Genomic DNA, 16863 nt, shown 5'->3' on the forward strand with positions numbered 1-16863 from the left:
AAAAGCTCAATCCACGCTGATCACCTCGAGTGCCCGGTTGAGTTCAACACTCGGCCCGCTGATCGCGTCATCAAAATCCACGAAACGCACATCATAGAAGTGCACGGTATAGCCATCATCACCGACCTCTACGCGTGCGTAGGGGTAGCGCGACCAACTGAGAAAATTCTGTGCCTCCGTGGTCTCGGCGGCGCTCTGCGTGCGTGGATCCTGCATCAGGCTAGGCAATGCGGAGCGCTCTAGTTTCAGTCTTGGACTGCCCAGCCAGTTCCATTGACCCAGAAAGTAAGCGTCTTCGCTCTGCACGATTACGTTGCCACGTAGTGGATTAATCGCTACCGGCCCGACCATAACGTCGTTCACCTCGAGACCTTGCGCCGAAGCGATGGCGCGCACCTGTTCCCTGGCAGCAGTGGCACCGGCGATATTCGCGCCGATATAGGCTGCGGCGACTAGTAGTACAATGCGCGTGAGACGGGTGACACGGTGGCTGCCCATTTGCAGTGCTGGCCAGCGTAGACGTATCACCACCAATGCCCCCAGGGCTAGCAGCCACAGTATCCGCGCGGCCGGTGCGACTAACTCGCTGAGGAACATCGGTAATGACAGCACTATCGCGAGTGTCGCCCAGGCCACCAGTGCCATGCGCCGCGCTGACCAGGTCAGAAATGTGATACCGCCAAGCGTCAGCCACAGCCATGGGTCAATGATGAACAGCACATCGCCATAGAGCCAACGGTCGTCGAAAGGCATGAGCAGTCGAACTCCGTAGTTGTTCAGCCAGTCGAAGAACAGGTGTAGTGACACACCAAGTGCAGTCAGTAAAAATAATTGTCCAGCCTGTGCGGGGCGGGCGTCAGGGTTGCGGCGCCGTCGCACCCAGCGGTCCCATAATAGCAACAACGATGTCACCAGCAGCGGTAACACGATGAGCGCTGCAATGCCGTGGGTCACGCCGCGACGATGGGCCAGGGCGGCGTAATCATCGAGTAGAATCAGCCCGTCAATATCGGGCACTACAGCGCCGATTAATAGTGCTGCGGTCGCCAAAGGCGTGACGCGACGCAGGCCAGCTGCTGCTATTGCTGAGCCGCTTAACGCATGCGCGACTGGGTCCATGAAACTTCTCCTACTGCTGTATGCTAATGTTGATTGTGCCCACAAAATCGTCAGATTGAACTTTTCTTTCTTCGCCATTCAACCCATACCAATCCCTTGCTACCATAAACTTAAAGCATTCAAGAACAAAAATATTATCGTCGTAACTTCTTTGTTACCATCAACGCAACGTTATCAAAAATATAGGTTTGCTCGTGTTAGCTTTGTATATAGGGATGTTACTGGGTCAGCTTTATTCGCTTTATGGCTTGCTGGACGTGGTAAAGGCGCATGAGGGTAGCGAAGTCATATAGTCTCCGAAGTTACCAGCCTCCATTTAGGTCACCGCTTTAGTGACTTTAGCTTTTACTTAGTTTCATTGCTGCGCAAAGGTTATAAAGTGTTTTAAGACTGGCCACCAGCGTCTTGGTTATGGTTCAGCTCGGATCAGCGTTGCATGAAGCATCTAAGCTGACTGTTGAGGAGTCGACAGGACGGGATTAATATCGAAGAGCGATTTAAAGCGCGCCTCTCTGCAGTCGAAGCATGGGAGGCGCTGGTGAAATGAGTCAGGCTTCCGGGTCAGAATGACCTGACAGAGGCCCGAAAATAATCCGAAGATGTTCATTAGTCGAGTCTGGATCAAGGATCCAGCCCGCCGGTGACTGAATAACCGATTGACCAAATTGCAGGTCTAAGTCGTGCATGTTTTTCAGCGCATCCACGGTAGTCATTGGGGATTGACTCCAAAAGCTAAATGTCGCTCCGCGCTCTATCGGGTCGCGCATATCGGCAAGTGCCGGCGCGTTGCGAACGTCGATCACACTGCCCTGCATGGTTAATTGGAGCATTTCAGCATTCGGCAAGAAAATTACAGCGGGCTCAAGCTGATGAAAGCCTCCGTCACCCTGAGCAAAATGCATAGGTAGCTCAATAGAACCGTCTTTGCTCACCGCATTCACCGTGATATCTAACCGATAAGGGTACGAGGCTTCGATGTCCGCTAGTGTAACGAGCTCAGACTGAGTCGCTTGTGCGCGCGCCAAATACTCCGAGAAATCATATTGCGCAATGACATCATTGAATTGCGTAAGTGCCTCTTCGGTGGAGATAGAAAATATCTGCAAGGCTAACTCGTATGGCGTTTCTCCCTCTTCGACAGCCTCGCGCCAATTGTTGTCTGATTCAGAAAAATCATCAATAAGATCAATCAAAACAGCGCCAGTGACATAGGCAGAGAAGCGGGCTGCATAGATGGTTTCAAAGCTTTCTGGGAAATTGTTGGAAAAATTGTCGATGCTGTCGCGGTAATGTCCCCCGAAGGTTGCGTGTACACCAACCCAATGCGCAGTTCCTTCAATACGCTCTACGTCACCCAGGTAGGCTGCCACTTCCGGTGCGATGAGTTCGTTTAGCGCCACTCGAACGGTTAGCCAATCACGAATATGCGCAATCTCGCGGCTTTCATGGGCTTGTTTCGCCAGAGCGAACTGTAGCGCCAGCATGGCGCGAATAGAGGCTTCATCAAGATGTTCAGGGTCAAGAAATTGAGAACGGCCCACGTCTGCAAATTCGGTTCGCTGATAACCATGAAAGGCTTCATGCAAAAGCGTCTCACGGCTGTCATCAGTTGTTCTATCTTCGCTATTCAGGAGAGCTGCGGTGGCAACCTGATTGTTAGGTAGAGGGTAGTTAATATAGAAGTGAAAGTCGGTGATGTTCGGTAAACGTTCAGAATAATAATAGTAATTATCTGCCAATTCTTGATAACCCGATATAGGCTCATTTGGGGTAAATAAAACCGCTTGGCCTTCGTGATTATAGACAATAAATGATGTGTTCTCGTCCCAGAAGCTTGGCCAAACAGAGGCAAAGTGAAGGTGTGATTCTTGTGTCGTTGTCGCGAAGTGAAGTAAATCTTCTTGCGTTTCTGTGTACTGTGCACTGTGATGTTCCGCGACCGGCGCGAGCGATATTGTCATCGCAAATATAAAGTGAGTGAGCATGATAGTCCTTTTCAGCTTCAAGGCGGATGGCGGATGAGTTCGGATCCTGGTACATAATCTCGAACTGCGCCATAGCTTGTTTCCATTTGCATATGGGCACCTTCCACTTTTTTGAAGCTTAACGCAAGATCAAATGCAACACTTTCATAACAGCCTTGCAGATATACGTTATACCAGTAAATTACTGGGGGATATACCCAACCCGGAACTCAGCGCTGAGCCTATGCCAATGGGCTTTTAACGCGACTTTATGCTCATCCAGCATAGGCAGCTCAGCAAGCATCTGCGGCCATTCACTGTGGGCTTTCTCGATGGTATCAAGTAAATGCGCTCGCACAGCGGGCCAGGGTACGCCGACTATTTCAGACCAGCGCTCAAAGTGCTCGAAGGTAATCTCGTTCCACTGTTTTGTACCAACCATATTAAGCGCCAGGCGGTCGTTTTTAATGTAAGGTGCGGTGAAAACTACATCGTAGGATGGAGCCAGGCGCATGGAACGCTGATCGGCATACATCACTGTCCAGTTTTTAAGATGCGCATCGCCATTCCCCAATAGAATATTGACCAGTAATCTTCTGGCCATCTGCTGAATATCAGCCAAACCGTCCGCACTTTCCTGGTAAAGCGTTTTGCCCAATTGTTCATAATTCACTTTTTGGTACTTATCCGCTGGGTATAAGCCGAACACCTGGGCAAAATCCTCTGTATGGACGCGGCAATTACTGGCGCGATCAAACCGCTGAATGGCGTAAGCGAAAGGCTCATCAGGTAAACGAATATTTGGAAGTCCCGCTAGTTCATCGAGGCCAATTAAACGTGTATCTGGCGTTTCAACACCGGCTGCTTCAGCCAGTCTCATGCACGTAAACTCGTTCGCTGGTACGCTTTTATGGACTGTTGATGGAGTTTTTACTATCCAGAAATCCTCTGGTATCGACTGATCGATATGATAACGACCATCGATAAGTACTGAAGAAAATTTCATCTGCACGCCAGCGAGGGAGAACTTTGTATCTACATGTTGTGTGTTGATTTGCTGCGGTTCTGTGGATAAGCGCTGCTGCAATGCCCAGTCGGGCATATTGCCTGCATTGATAGGTGTGGCAACTATAGCGCCTGGTAAGTTAGCGCCCAGGTACGCCAACATACTGAACTCGTTGTCGATATGGCATTGCAATGCTTGCGCAGTGAGTTCTCGTAAAGCGCCTTCGGGAAGTAGGTTCGACAGGACAGGCGGAATTCGATTCGTACGAACTTGAGGGCGGTTAAGATAATTTCTGTCGCGTATTTGCCTCAGGGTAAATACCGGGCGTTGAGCCTGAGGCATTGTCCGATAGTCAGGATTAAAGGTCAGAATATTTTTGCCACCCGCATAGTGGGCTATGACTGCGACATCGACGCCATGCAGTCTAATCTCGAGGGCTTCCACTTGCTCTGTTTGCTTGGTCACTGATTGTCTTCCTTACCAAACCAGAACTCGAGATCTTCTTTGTCATCCTCCAGTGTTCCGGGCTCACTTTGAGGGACGGAGTTATTAGCTGGGGTACTGACTTTACTTTGTTTTGGGGTAATAGAAAGCTCCAGATTGAGCCCTTCTAGGACCCTCAATAAGGTAGACAGCTTCATATCGTTTCCAGATTCAACACGCTGATACTGCTGCTGCTTCATGCCAATGCGCATGTACATATCAGCCTGCTCCATGCCGAGCTCTTTGCGACGTTTCGCCAATAATTGAGAGATATCCTGAATTGAGGTCATGGTTTGCGCCTTGGACAACTTAAATGTTGTTTATAGTGTATAATACAACTTTAAAATTGTAAAAATTCTATTTAACAATTCAAGTGTTGTACTACAACGAAACGCAATATGGATTGTGAGAGTCCTGATTTCAGTATTCAAAGAGGATAATTTGATTTTATACCCATGTAGGTATATATCTGATTTATACCTATTTCGGTATATCAGATCCCCAAGGTCGCTATGAGACTCAATACCCCACAAGACATTGGCGCAATGCTGCGGGATGCTCGCAAAGCTAAAAGCTGGACTCAGGCAGAGCTTGCCAGTCGCCTGGGTATGTATCAGAAAGATGTGTCAAAGGCGGAAACTCAGCCGGAAAAGCTCAATGTTGCTGTTCTGCTTTCTATATGTGCCATGCTTGATGTTCGCCTGAGTGTTGGCACTCTGGGCAATACCAAAAAAGCTGACCTGGAGATGGATTTCTAATGGGGCGTCGTTCGCACACTGACATGTTGTACTGCGCCATGAATGGCATTCTGGTTGGCCGTCTACTTCGCCGTCATGGTCGTTTGAGCTTTCAGTATGAGTCAGAGTGGATAAGCAGGAAAGGTAGCCGGGCTATCTCGCTGAGTATTCCGCTGCAGTCGCAAGAGATTATGACTGATGCCGTGCATGCGTACTTCGAAAACCTCTTACCCGATAGCGACGTTGTTCGTAAGCATATTGTCGATAAGTTGGGTGCTACAAGTAATTCTCCGTTCGATCTGTTGGCGCAAATTGGTGGTGATTGTATCGGCGCGTTATCGCTCACCAAAGAGCCTGTTACTGATTCTATCCTGCCGACTGTCAATGTAAGCAAGCTCAGAGACTACGAGGTTGCCCAACACATCCGTCATACCCGCCAGGAGAATATGCTGGGCTTACAGGCGGATGACGACTTTCGTATTTCACTTGCTGGGGCTCAGGAAAAGACAGCCTTAACGTTGTGGGACGGTGACTGGTGCAAGCCGCATGGGGCCACACCCACCACACATATCTTTAAGCCGCCGATTATGCACCATCCACAAATGGCGCTCGACATGTCGAATAGTGTGGAGAATGAGTGGTTTTGTTTACGCTTTCTGGGTCGCCTTGGCTTACCCGTTACTCGTGCCGACATCGCTAAATTCGAGGACCAGACGGTGCTGGTGGTGGAGCGTTTTGACCGCGTGGTTCAGCCTGAGCAGAACCGTATTGTACGATTGCCGCAGGAGGACATGTGCCAGGCGTTAGGGGTCGTGAGCGGCAGTAAATATGAAGAATTTGGTGGCCCTGGCTCACTTGATATTATGAAGGTGTTGTCAGGCTCACTGACACCGCATGAAGACAAACTGACCTTTTTCAAAAGCCAGATCGCGTTTTGGCTGCTCGCAGCCATCGACGGGCATGCAAAAAATTTCAGTATTCACCTGCAGTCCAATGGCTATCGGCTTTGTCCGCTGTATGACGTACTGAGTGCTTATCCGTACTTTGGTCAGGGCAATATTCAGCGCCAGAAAATAAAAATGGCGATGAAGGTGCATAGTAAAAACACTCACTATCGCTGGCATGAAATCATGGGGCGGCATTGGCTTGCCCATGGCCGATACCTCGGTCTTTCGACTGAGTATATTGAAGAGGCAATACGCTCAATTGTTTCGAACACGGAGTCAGCGCTCGCCTGCACTTTAAACGACGCGCCGAACGATGGTGCCAGACAGGTAGGTGAGTTAATTCAGGGGCACATACTGCGTCAAGTTGAGCGACTGCGGGCTACCTTGAACTAAAAAAGGCAAAGCCACACTCGCGAATACTGTCTTCGATTCTGTACTGAAAGGTTAAACGCCGCCACAGGGTATATGGCGATAGGGCTCTTTGTAGTCAGCCAAAACCGACTCTAAGGAGCGAAACGTTTGTTGAATAGCTCGCAGGGTTGTGCGGCGGGCAATGGTGCGCGGTATTCGGCCTTCTGGATTTGCATACCCCTGATAAGTAATCGAGAGTGCGCCATTTTCACCTTGCTGGAGTTGCCAATTTGCGGCCACCTCTGTCATCCGCACCACCCCTTGCGCTGGCGCTAATGCATCGCTGGCATTCTCAATGTTTAAATGCAAAGTTTGTGAGTCTGAGTGAAACTGCCATTCGCTGCGGGTCACCATATCGCGGCTGCTTATTGGCCATATTGTTTTGAAGACAGTATGTACAACGTGAATGGTATCCGCGGGCTGATCGATAATCGTTGCATTACGCGTGTTGCTCGCCCAATTACTAATTTGGCTCGTATCTTCCAGTAAGTGTAAAAATGCGGCGGCACATGACTGCACATTGGTTTCCGCTTGGATCTCCAGAGTATCCCCATGGCTGTAACGATAATGAATGCGTATATCGTTAGAGCTTGAATACTTTTCCCATCCGCGTAATTCTGCGTCCCCACTCGCGTGAGTGGTTACCAACATAAGGTTAAGCATTAAAAATTTCGCAATCATCTTTCATTTTCCGTCAGCAGTCGGCTTCATAACTATATCGCTGTTCTGCTTTTTATATGCACATTCAATTAAAAAAGGACAAAGCCAAACTGGCTCTGTCCTTTTTTCATAATGATAAACTGAAAGGGTGCGCTTACCTTAGGTAAGGCACCTAGCCGGAGCAATTACTCGCCGAGCTGGCGCAGGTAATCGTCATAGCTACCGGCGAAGTCGCGAATACCGTCTTCGGTGATTTCGATAATGCGGTTGGCCAGTGAGGAAACAAACTCACGGTCGTGGCTGACAAATAGCAGGGTGCCTTTGTAGTCTTCCAGCGCCAGGTTTAATGACTCAATGGATTCCATATCAAGGTGGTTGGTTGGTTCGTCCATCACCAGGATATTAGGTGTTTGCAGAATCAGTTTGCCGAAAATCATCCGGCCTTTTTCGCCACCAGAGAGTATTTTAACGGGCTTCTTGATGTCGTCCTGCGAAAACAGCATGCGGCCGAGTACACCACGTACGTTTTGTTCGTCGTGTTGCGGCTGCATCCACTGGCTCATCCACTCAAACACGTTAAGATCCTGGTCGAACATGTCGCCGTGATCCTGTGGGCAGTATCCAATGTTGGCGTTTTCAGACCACTTGTACTTGCCGCCGTCCAGTTCATAGTCACCCATCAGGCACTTCAGCAGGGTGGTCTTACCGATACCGTTACTGCCTAAAATGGCAACTTTCTCACCGACTTCAATTTGCGTAGACAGCTGGTTTAATACCTTCTCGTCACCAAAGGATTTGCTCAGCTTGTCGACTTCAAGTGCCTGGCGATACAGCTTTTTCTGCTGTTCAAAGCGGATGTACGGGCTCATTCGGCTGGACGCTTTCACTTCATCCAGTTTGATTTTTTCAATCTGGCGCGCGCGCGATGTTGCTTGCTTGGCTTTCGATGCGTTGGCCGAGAAGCGACTGACGAAAGCCTGGAGTTCCGCTATTTTGTCTTTTTTCTTGGCATTGTCCGACAGCAACTGCTCGCGGGCCTGGGTCGCAGCAAACATGTAATCGTCATAGTTGCCCGGGTATAAACGCAGTTCGCCGTAGTCAATATCTGCCATGTGCGTGCACACGCTATTCAGAAAGTGGCGGTCATGGGAAATAATAATCATCGTGCTTTGGCGTTCAGCCAGCACGCTTTCCAGCCAGCGAATGGTGTTGATATCGAGGTTGTTGGTCGGCTCATCGAGCAACATAATGTCAGGGTCTGAAAACAGTACCTGCGCCAACAGGACACGAATTTTCATGCCCGGGGCCAGTGCCGACATCGGCTGGAAGTGTTGCTCAATTGGAATGCCCAGCGCGGTCAACAATTCACCGGCACGGGATTCTGCGGTGTAGCCGTCGAGTTCGCCGAACTGAACTTCAAGATCAGCCACACGCATGCCGTCTTCTTCATTCATGTCGCCGGCGTAGATCTGGTCGCGCTCTTCTTTCACTGCCCAAAGCGTTTCGTGACCCATGATCACCGTGTCGACCACGGTGAATTTTTCATAGGCGAACTGGTCCTGGCGCAACTTACCGACGCGCAGATCAGGCCCGACAGAGACGTGACCGGACGACGGGTCCTGGTCACCGCTTAAAATACGCATAAACGTGGATTTGCCGCATCCATTCGCGCCAATCAGGCCGTATCGGTTGCCCTGGCCAAACTTGACAGAGATATTTTCGAACAGAGGTTTTGCACCAAACTGCATGGTGATATTTGAAGCTGAAATCACGTAATGGGTACTCAAAATTATAGAAGCGAATGAAGTCGCGCAGGGTACGCGATCTGGCCCGATCATTCAATCTAAAGCGGGCTATGGCTGTCGAATGAGGCGATGGTTATTCGATAAATTAGTGAAGTAGGCAACTTTAGAGGAACACACAGTGAAAATAGCAATTGAGACCCATGTAAAAGCCAGTCTGGCTGAGACCTGGAAAGCCTGGAACGATCCCGAAGCGATAAAGCAGTGGAATACAGCTCAGGCAGACTGGCATACCACTCATAGCGAGGTCGACTTGCGCGCCGGGGGCCGTTTCGTCTCGCGGATGGCAGCCAAAGACGGCAGCGTGGCCTTCGATTTTGAGGGCCAGTACACCAACGTGGTGCCACAGCAACTGATTGAGTTCGAAATGGCCGATGGCCGCAAGGTCAAGGTGGAGTTCAGCGAAATTTCAGGTTGTGTCCTGGTGCAGGAAGTCTTTGACGCCGAAACCGAACACTCTGTCGAACAGCAGCGGGAAGGGTGGCAGGCAATCCTCAATAACTTTGCCAGCTATGTTGAGAGCAGCCAGTAGATGACGTATTAAAAGTTGCCACATAGCTGACCGCGCTGTGCGATGATCTGATAAAGTCATGTTTATCATACAATTTGCAAGAAAAGGACTGTACATTACATGACCAGATTTTTCGCGGCAGCGATCGGCGCTTTAATGTTTGTGGTCAGTAACGTGACGTTGGCTGATGATAAAGCCTCGTTTCAAGTTTATTCAGAACGACTGGATGAAAGCGTTACCATTCGTGTCGCCTTACCGGAAAGCTATCTGCATTCAACAGACTTTGCCTACCCGGTGCTACTAGTGATGGATGGCTCGACACAGTTCGAACACATTGCAGGTAACGTGAATTTTTTGAGTACCTTCGCGGAAATCCCGGAAATGATTGTCGTCGGTGTGAGTGCCAATAACCGGCTCAAAAATTTCACCCATACCGAGGTTGAGCAGTTTGCGGGGCGCTCAGGGGGCGCTGGCAGGTTCACCGAATTTTTGCTTAATGAACTGCTGCCCCAGCTACGCGATGAGTATCGAGTTGCACCTTATACCGCTGTGACCGGGCATTCGTTGTCAGGTTTGTACACCACATATCTTGCCTTACACCATGCCGATGAAATCCAGGCGGTTATTTCGGTAAGCCCGAGCCTGTGGTGGGACGATTTCGCCATACTTAGTCACGTCGGCCAGCTGCAGGATGAACGGCCCGCTTCTCGCTGGTTTGCGAGCATGGCAAGTGAGCCAGGCGAGATGGCAGAAGGGTTTGCGCGGTTAACTCAACAACTCGATAGCCTGTCAGCAAGCAACACTGAGTGGGAGTTGCAGCAGTTCGCTGATGAAACCCATGACACCACGCCGTTAATTGGCAACGTCACTGGGTTACGGTCGATATTTAACGGCTTCAACGCGGTCCCTGAAGTTGATGTTAAATCTATGCAGGATCTGGAGCGTTACTACCAGCAATACGCAGTGACATCTGGCTACAACCTGCCTATGGGTCATCAACAGTACAATGTATATGGTCTAAAAGCGGCGTATGAAGGCCAGCTGCCCTGGGGCATTGCTATTCTGCAGGCGGGCACCGAACAATTTCCCGAATCTGAAATTCTGTGGGACAGCCTGGCAACGGCGTATAAAATGAATGACGATTTGCCTGCCGCACTAGAGGCCTCAGGCAAGGCAGTCGAGTTTGCCAAAACGCATCACTCAAAGTACTTGAGTGAAATCTTGCTGCAAAACGAATCGCTCAAACGGGCGGAACGTTAGATAAAGTTTGTGAATTGGCAAACACACCGCCCTGAGGTCCTGATACGGTTAAAAATGGTAACGCGCGGTTAGCGTTGCCCGGCGCGGTGGTAAATATTGTGCGCTGGTGATACCGATGCCAAAGGTATCTGTATGCAGCGACGCCACGGCATCGTTATCCAGCAGGTTCTGAACATTCAGTTCTACAGACCAGTCATCATTTGCTGAGAAATAGCCAAAGTTCAGGTTCACCAGATTATACGACTTAACTAAATCCCGGCTCGGGGAATTGAATACCCGAGCGTAGTAGTCGCCACGGTAGTTATAACCCAAGGTGCTTCGAAGTGACGCTCCGTTGGTTAAAGGGTAGTCGTGAGTTAAGCGGATGTTGGCAACGAACTCTGGGATCTTGGCTAACTGATTTCCGGTTAGATTAACCGCGGTGGCCTCGCGAGCGGCGTTGATTTCTTCTACCGGCGCCCCTGCTAAGATTAAACCGACGGATGCGTTTTCTGCTTCTGCTCGGTCAATGGCATCTCGACCTTTTTTTACTTCGGAATCCATAAAGGTCAGGTTTGAACTTAATGACCAGCTGTCAGTAAGGCGCATAGAGGATTCAATCTCGAGGCCATAGACTTCGGCTTCCGGAATGTTAGATGCACCGGAATTAAAACGGTCGATACCACTGGATTCAAACAGGTAGTCTTCATAATCATAATAAAATGTGGCTAGGTTCAAACGCCAGCGATTGTCCCAAAATTGATTTTTACTACCGAGTTCGTAGGCCGTTACCGTTTCCTGGTCAAACACTTGAGGGAAAAATCGTGTGTCGGTGCTGCTGTTTGAGCCCGCAGGTTTAACGCCTGTGGCTGCAGAGGCATAGACCATAGTATGGTCAGTTAAGATGTAGTCGAGAGCGACTTTCCCGGTAATATTGTCTGTACGGTCACTGGGAGTGCTAGTAATCGGCGTGCGATCAGGTACACAATTGAGGCTGCATCGCTCGTCGCTGAATTTATTTTCGGTATAACGAAGGCCCGTGGTTAAGGTGAGACGTTCAGATATGTCATAAGCTATTTGCCCAAACACCGAGTAGGACTCAAAATTGCGATAATCTGAGTTAATAAAATCAATGTCCTGATTGTTGGCGAATATATCTGGGCCCTCCACGACCTCATTCAACGGTTCGCCGTCTCGGTCACCATCATAGAAGTTGCGAGTGTTGCTGAAAATTTGGGTGTCTACATAAAACGCACCCAGGACCCAGCGCAAGGGAGTGTTTACATCCGTCGAAATCAGGTTCATCTCTGCGGTGTACGAGGTGTCTTCCTGACGTAAATTACTGACGTATTCAGGGATGGGCACCTGCCCTAAATTGGTTGGTGTTTCACCATCAGCTAAAGGGAAGGGCGCTGGATCGTTGGCGGTCAGGCTTGAGCGGTCCATATCAAGCCGCCGACGCATGTCGTAAGTTTGCTGAGAGAAAACACCTTTCAATGTCGCCCAGTCCATATCGTAACTCAGGTGCAACCCCAGGAGCTCGTTGTCCAGCTTATAGTATTGAAAGGTATCGTGATGGACTACACGAGGATCATCCGAAATAGTATCGTAGCTGCCCTTTAGCGCTGGACCGTTCGTGTCTGAGCTAAACTGCATGTACTGGGTCATCACTTCGAGTCGCTCGCTTGGGTCCCATAACAGTTGTGCCCGCAGGGTGGTGTCATTCTTGTCATCCAGTCGCGTGTCATGTTGCATTGCTAAGTTTCGGGTAAACCCATCATGTTGCCGATGAGACCCCGACAAACGCAGTGCAAGCTGGTCATTCAGAGGTAAATTGAGTGAACTGCGTAGGTTTTGAGTGTTGTACTGACCGAAAGTAAAATCAACAAAACCAGAACTAGCAAATGTATCAGGGCGTCGCGTAACCACGTTAACGGCGCCACCAGTAGAGCTATTGCCATAAATGGTCCCGTCAGGTCCACGCTGAACCTCAATACGTTCGATATCTACCAGGTCGGCCCAGAGCGCATAGTCATTCGCCATGAAAATACCGTCGATATGGTAGGCCACAGCAGGTTTAGTCCCCGCGTTGTCGGGAATTTCGTTACCGACACCACGAATGGTGATGCTCGGTCGGTAGCCTTGTACGCTCGACACCACTAAGCCTGGCACCTGATCACTTAAATCGAACATAGTAGCTACGTTCAGCCGATCTAAGTCATCTCCACTTACCACTGAAATAGCATCTGGGATTTCTTGCAGATTCTGTTCAGTGCGTTGAGCGGTGACGATAATGCGTTCTACATCGTCAGTCGTTTCTTCGGCGTGGGCAAAGGAACTACAAATAGCAGTGCTAACGGCTAGGCTGACAGTTGAAAACGAGCAAACTATATGGACCAGAGACTTATTCATGGGATATTCCGTTTAGTGTCGAATTTTCAACAGTTTGTTGGTCATTTATGACCCACTGATGACAGCTTTCTGTCGTAATTTTGACATCTTGATGTGCAATGGTGGCATGCACTGCAATGGATAAAAGGTGATGCTATGAAGCGGCAATACGTGCTGATTTTGGTCTGGCTACTAGCGTTAGGCTGGCCTGTCGGAGCCCATGCGACGTCTCAGCAACTTTGGCTCGAACCAATGAGCGAAACGGTTCTGCCGTTCGAGGTCACATACCTGCTTCACCGGGCTGCACGCCCTGATGCGGAATGGGTTAGGTTGAGTGAACTGGAACCAGCTCTGCGGCAAAACGATGTTGATCTCACAGTCTTCTATATCAATGACCTACACAATAAACTGGTTATTCCTGATTCAAGGCGAGGCGACACGTATGTATTTGCTCAGATGATGCAGCGCATTGAGGCCCGCCGTCAGGAGGAGGGCGAGTTGGTATTGTTTTTCTCTGCAGGGGATGACCACACTGGCGAAGTATATGACGAACTGCTTGGTACCACGCCAGACAACTTCATTGCGAGTCTGGCTTACCATACTTATAGTCATGCCAATCTGACAGCGGCAGTACTTGGTAATCATGAGTTTGATCGTGGTAGTCAGATCTTGAAAGCCAAGATTGAGAGTAATGCACGCTTTCCTTTGCTTTCAGCGAATTTGCAACAGTCAGCTGTGCTGTCACACCAACATTATGCCAGCGCACTTATCGGAGAGTACCAAGGCGCGCGCATAGGCGTGGTCGGTTTGACCTCCTCAGAAGATACGAAAACTAACCAGGCGGATGACCCCGAGTTGTATCTCGCTCCCCAGCTTGATGCGCTAAGAACCGTGGCCTCTGAGCTCGAACCCCATGTAAACTTGCTTATTGCACTAACACATATTGGCTATAGCACGGATGTCGGTACCGACGACCGTGCTGTGGCAAATATGTTGGGCGAACTCTCAGTACCTGCGGTCGTGATTGGCGGACACTCACATACGTTACTTGAGCCAAACGCACAGGGACAAGTTGATGAAGCGCATATCGTAAATAATGTGCCTATTGTTCAGGCAGGTAGCTGGGGACGGTATTTGGGCGAATTACAGCTAACGCTTGCGCAGCATGACAGCCTGTTGCAGATCCGATCAAACCAGCTCCATGCAATAAGGGAAAATGTAAACAGCGGTGCACAGGTGGCTAGCGAATTTCAGCAACAGATTATAGCGCCCGTGTTGGCTAGCTTAGATGAGGTATTGAATGAGACTTTGACCGTCGCCGACGATAATGATGCGTTAAGCACTGATACCACGTTGGCTCAGCGGTACAGAGCTGAAACCGCTATCGCAAACGTGATTACAGACGCAGTGGCTGAGCGTCTGGCCGTTGATGTTGCGGCGGTTAACGCATCTGGCATTTTGGCAGGGGTAGAACCAGGGCAGGCAATTAATTTCAACGATTGGTTCCAGGTGATGCCATATGCTGATGTTATACATATTGTAGAGCTGACACCCAGCCAGCTAAAGCACATTGTTGAGAGTAATGCGCAACGACTGGTGCGCAATGAAGAAGCGAATGAATTTGATTTAACAGATTTTGTGTCACGAGGCTTTGTTCACTTTTCCAGTGCATTGCGATACCGGGTAAGAGAGGAAGACAGTGGTGTCAGTGAAGTTACTTTGCACGGTAAGCGGCTTGAGGATTACGATCCGGATCATGTTATTAAGCTCGCCCTGGGAGACTATATTGTTAATGGCAATCAGGGCTGGCGCGGTGAGATTATAGGTGAACGTTTACCGGATACCATCATTGGTTATGATATGACACAGCACGCTACATTCAATACTGGACTATTATTGCGCAACGAGGTCACGCAGTACCTGCGCTCGCAATCTAGGCTTGACGCTGTCGTCGATCAGCGATTGCAGGTGGACTAAGCTCATCCAAACTTGGCGGTTTCTTTGTGGCGACTAAGATAGACTATTAACGCAGTCAGGCACTTCAAGGAGAACGCAATTGTTGAACCCGGAAAGCTGGACACTGTTGCAGGCTGTGATGGTGTTTCTATTCTGTGTGCTGGTAATTGGGATTGCCGGCACCCGGATCACGCGTGTGGTTGACCAACTGGCTGACCGCACGGGTATTGGTGAAGCGGCTGCGGGAGCTGTGTTGCTTGGTGGTAGTACCTCGATTGGCGGCTCGGTATTGTCGGTGACGGCGGCCTGGAATGGGCATCCGGAACTGGCGGTCAGTAATGCCTTAGGTGGTATTGCGGTACAGACGTTCTTTCTGGCGGTGGCGGATATGATCTACCGGCGCGCCAACCTTGAGCATGCGGCGGCGTCGGCGCCCAATATGATGCAAAACGGTCTGCTTATCCTGCTGCTGTCGGTGATATTGATGACGCCGTTACTGCCGGATGTCACTATTTGGGGGATCCACCCGGTCACACCCTTGCTCTTTATTACCTATGTCTATGGTATTTACCTGGTGCAGGGGGCGCGTAACATGCCCATGTGGGCGCCGACCAAAACCAGGGAAACCCGTGAAGATACCCCGGATGACACCACCCGCATGCCGTCGCCAGCGCGTCTGTGGGGAGAATTTACAGTGTTACTGGTAGTGCTTGGTTTTGCCGGTTGGACACTGGAACCTTCGGCCACCGTTATCGCCGCACAAACCGGCTTAACTCAGACCATCGTCGGTGTCTTATTGACCGCGGTGAGCACCTCGATACCTGAGCTGGTCACTTCAATCGCGGCGGTACGGCGCGGCGCACTGACCCTGGCAGTTAGCGGTATCATCGGTGGCAACGCGTTCGATACCTTGTTCACCGCGGCCTCGGATGTGGCCTACCTTGGTGGCTCGATTTATCACACCATGACTGATGCTACCTTGTTCTGGGTATGTCTTACTCTGGTCATGTCAGCGGTGCTGATGATGGGGCTGATTCGTCGTGAACGTTCCGGACCAGGCCGCATTGGCCTGGAGAGTGTGCTGATTCTGCTGCTCTACCTTGGTGGCGTCTGGTTGTTGCTAAGTCAGCTCTGATTTGTATTGGTGTATTGCTTTTGTTGCTCCAGGGGGTATAGTGGCAAAACTACTCATAGGAGCTTTCGATGCGTTTCTGGATCGTGCTAATGACAATATGTTCGCTGCTCAGTCTGCCTTTTTCAGGCAGTATGGCGGCTGATACTGTCCATCACAGCAACGACCACAGCAACGAAATGCACGCCATGTCTGAACACGATCAGCATGAGTCTGCGTCGGCAACCGAAGACGGCGAACATTGTCCTCAGAGCATGCCTGTCACTGAAGTCGCTGATGACTGCTGTGACGATAACGCCAACGGACCTGAGTGTGGCAGTTGCCCGCCTGATTGTGGCCATTGCGCGATGTCTGATCACGGATCTTGCGCTGCCCTTACGATGCAGCAAACCTTTGCCCAGTCGGTTATCAACTCGGCTGTAGTGAGTACCTCCTCGTTTTACCAACTCTTATCGGGGCAACCCACACCACCACCTATTATTTCCTGATTCCGACATTTAGGTTC

At 50.1% G+C, this 16863-nt stretch carries 14 protein-coding genes; 7 read left to right on the forward strand and 7 right to left on the reverse strand.

The window, feature by feature from the left end:
- Positions 1-6: 6 nt before the first annotated feature.
- The 4 genes from CWE14_RS11285 to CWE14_RS11300 all read right to left on the reverse strand — a co-directional run bounded on the left by CWE14_RS11285 (position 7) and on the right by CWE14_RS11300 (position 4862).
- Positions 7-1119 carry a metal-dependent hydrolase gene (locus CWE14_RS11285; RefSeq protein WP_157981812.1) on the reverse strand — a complete coding sequence of 371 codons (1113 nt, stop codon included), beginning with the start codon at positions 1117-1119 and terminating at the stop codon, positions 7-9.
- 548 nt (positions 1120-1667) lie between these two features.
- Positions 1668-3104, reverse strand: coding sequence for a hypothetical protein (locus tag CWE14_RS11290; RefSeq protein WP_126799467.1), 1437 nt, complete (start codon positions 3102-3104; stop codon positions 1668-1670).
- 181 nt (positions 3105-3285) lie between these two features.
- Positions 3286-4554 (reverse strand): type II toxin-antitoxin system HipA family toxin, encoded by a 1269-nt coding sequence (locus CWE14_RS11295; RefSeq protein WP_126799468.1) that lies wholly within the window; start codon positions 4552-4554, stop codon positions 3286-3288.
- Positions 4551-4862 carry a helix-turn-helix domain-containing protein gene (locus tag CWE14_RS11300; RefSeq protein ID WP_126799469.1) on the reverse strand — a complete coding sequence of 104 codons (312 nt, stop codon included), beginning with the start codon at positions 4860-4862 and terminating at the stop codon, positions 4551-4553. The genes CWE14_RS11295 and CWE14_RS11300 overlap by 4 nt, the downstream gene beginning before the upstream one ends.
- A 222-nt stretch (positions 4863-5084) precedes the next feature.
- Between CWE14_RS11300 and CWE14_RS11305 the strand changes: the two genes are divergently transcribed.
- Together CWE14_RS11305 and CWE14_RS11310 are read left to right on the forward strand one after the other, a co-directional pair.
- Positions 5085-5330 carry a helix-turn-helix domain-containing protein gene (locus CWE14_RS11305; protein ID WP_126799470.1) on the forward strand — a complete coding sequence of 82 codons (246 nt, stop codon included), beginning with the start codon at positions 5085-5087 and terminating at the stop codon, positions 5328-5330.
- A complete protein-coding gene (locus tag CWE14_RS11310) occupies positions 5330-6649 on the forward strand; it encodes a type II toxin-antitoxin system HipA family toxin (RefSeq protein WP_126799471.1) in 1320 nt (439 codons plus the stop codon). The genes CWE14_RS11305 and CWE14_RS11310 overlap by 1 nt, the downstream gene beginning before the upstream one ends.
- A 51-nt stretch (positions 6650-6700) precedes the next feature.
- Here the strand turns inward: CWE14_RS11310 and CWE14_RS11315 are convergent, their stop codons facing one another.
- Positions 6701-7348 carry an START domain-containing protein gene (locus CWE14_RS11315; RefSeq protein WP_126799472.1) on the reverse strand — a complete coding sequence of 216 codons (648 nt, stop codon included), beginning with the start codon at positions 7346-7348 and terminating at the stop codon, positions 6701-6703.
- 164 nt (positions 7349-7512) lie between these two features.
- Complete coding sequence (locus tag CWE14_RS11320; protein ID WP_126799473.1) at positions 7513-9099, reverse strand: ABC-F family ATPase; 1587 nt, start codon at positions 9097-9099, stop codon at positions 7513-7515.
- 151 nt (positions 9100-9250) lie between these two features.
- On the opposite strand from CWE14_RS11320, the gene CWE14_RS11325 reads away from it, so the two are divergent.
- A complete protein-coding gene (locus CWE14_RS11325; RefSeq protein ID WP_126799474.1) occupies positions 9251-9661 on the forward strand; it encodes an SRPBCC domain-containing protein in 411 nt (136 codons plus the stop codon).
- A 99-nt stretch (positions 9662-9760) separates the two neighbouring features.
- Entirely contained in the window at positions 9761-10900 is a 1140-nt protein-coding gene (locus CWE14_RS11330; protein ID WP_241972393.1) for an alpha/beta hydrolase, read from the forward strand.
- Positions 10901-10948: 48 nt separating this feature from the next.
- Here the strand turns inward: CWE14_RS11330 and CWE14_RS11335 are convergent, their stop codons facing one another.
- Positions 10949-13291, reverse strand: a complete 2343-nt coding sequence (locus CWE14_RS11335) for a TonB-dependent receptor (RefSeq protein WP_126799475.1) — start codon at positions 13289-13291, stop codon at positions 10949-10951.
- A gap of 135 nt (positions 13292-13426) precedes the next feature.
- On the opposite strand from CWE14_RS11335, the gene CWE14_RS11340 reads away from it, so the two are divergent.
- From CWE14_RS11340 to CWE14_RS11350, 3 genes are all read left to right on the forward strand, one after another.
- A complete protein-coding gene (locus CWE14_RS11340; RefSeq protein ID WP_126799476.1) occupies positions 13427-15247 on the forward strand; it encodes a bifunctional metallophosphatase/5'-nucleotidase in 1821 nt (606 codons plus the stop codon).
- Positions 15248-15326: 79 nt separating this feature from the next.
- On the forward strand, positions 15327-16361 hold the full coding sequence (locus CWE14_RS11345) for a sodium:calcium antiporter (protein WP_241972394.1): 1035 nt from the start codon (positions 15327-15329) through the stop codon (positions 16359-16361).
- Between the two features lie 68 nt (positions 16362-16429).
- Positions 16430-16846, forward strand: a complete 417-nt coding sequence (locus tag CWE14_RS11350; protein ID WP_126799477.1) for a hypothetical protein — start codon at positions 16430-16432, stop codon at positions 16844-16846.
- The last annotated feature ends 17 nt before the right edge of the window (positions 16847-16863 follow it).

Origin of the sequence: Aliidiomarina soli (assembly GCF_003986975.1) — a bacterium.
GTDB classification, from domain to species: domain Bacteria; phylum Pseudomonadota; class Gammaproteobacteria; order Enterobacterales; family Alteromonadaceae; genus Aliidiomarina; species Aliidiomarina soli.

What these genes read in the sequence shown, in the direction of transcription:
- CWE14_RS11285 (WP_157981812.1), bottom strand. Translation starts at nt 1,119, where the DNA reads ATGGACCCAGTCGCGCATGCGTTAAGCGGCTCAGCAATAGCAGCAGCT.
- CWE14_RS11290 (WP_126799467.1), bottom strand. Translation starts at nt 3,104, where the DNA reads ATGCTCACTCACTTTATATTTGCGATGACAATATCGCTCGCGCCGGTC.
- CWE14_RS11300 (WP_126799469.1), bottom strand. Translation starts at nt 4,862, where the DNA reads ATGACCTCAATTCAGGATATCTCTCAATTATTGGCGAAACGTCGCAAA.
- CWE14_RS11305 (WP_126799470.1), top strand. Translation starts at nt 5,085, where the DNA reads ATGAGACTCAATACCCCACAAGACATTGGCGCAATGCTGCGGGATGCT.
- CWE14_RS11310 (WP_126799471.1), top strand. Translation starts at nt 5,330, where the DNA reads ATGGGGCGTCGTTCGCACACTGACATGTTGTACTGCGCCATGAATGGC.
- CWE14_RS11315 (WP_126799472.1), bottom strand. Translation starts at nt 7,348, where the DNA reads ATGATTGCGAAATTTTTAATGCTTAACCTTATGTTGGTAACCACTCAC.
- CWE14_RS11330 (WP_241972393.1), top strand. Translation starts at nt 9,761, where the DNA reads ATGACCAGATTTTTCGCGGCAGCGATCGGCGCTTTAATGTTTGTGGTC.
- CWE14_RS11335 (WP_126799475.1), bottom strand. Translation starts at nt 13,291, where the DNA reads ATGAATAAGTCTCTGGTCCATATAGTTTGCTCGTTTTCAACTGTCAGC.
- CWE14_RS11340 (WP_126799476.1), top strand. Translation starts at nt 13,427, where the DNA reads ATGAAGCGGCAATACGTGCTGATTTTGGTCTGGCTACTAGCGTTAGGC.
- CWE14_RS11350 (WP_126799477.1), top strand. Translation starts at nt 16,430, where the DNA reads ATGCGTTTCTGGATCGTGCTAATGACAATATGTTCGCTGCTCAGTCTG.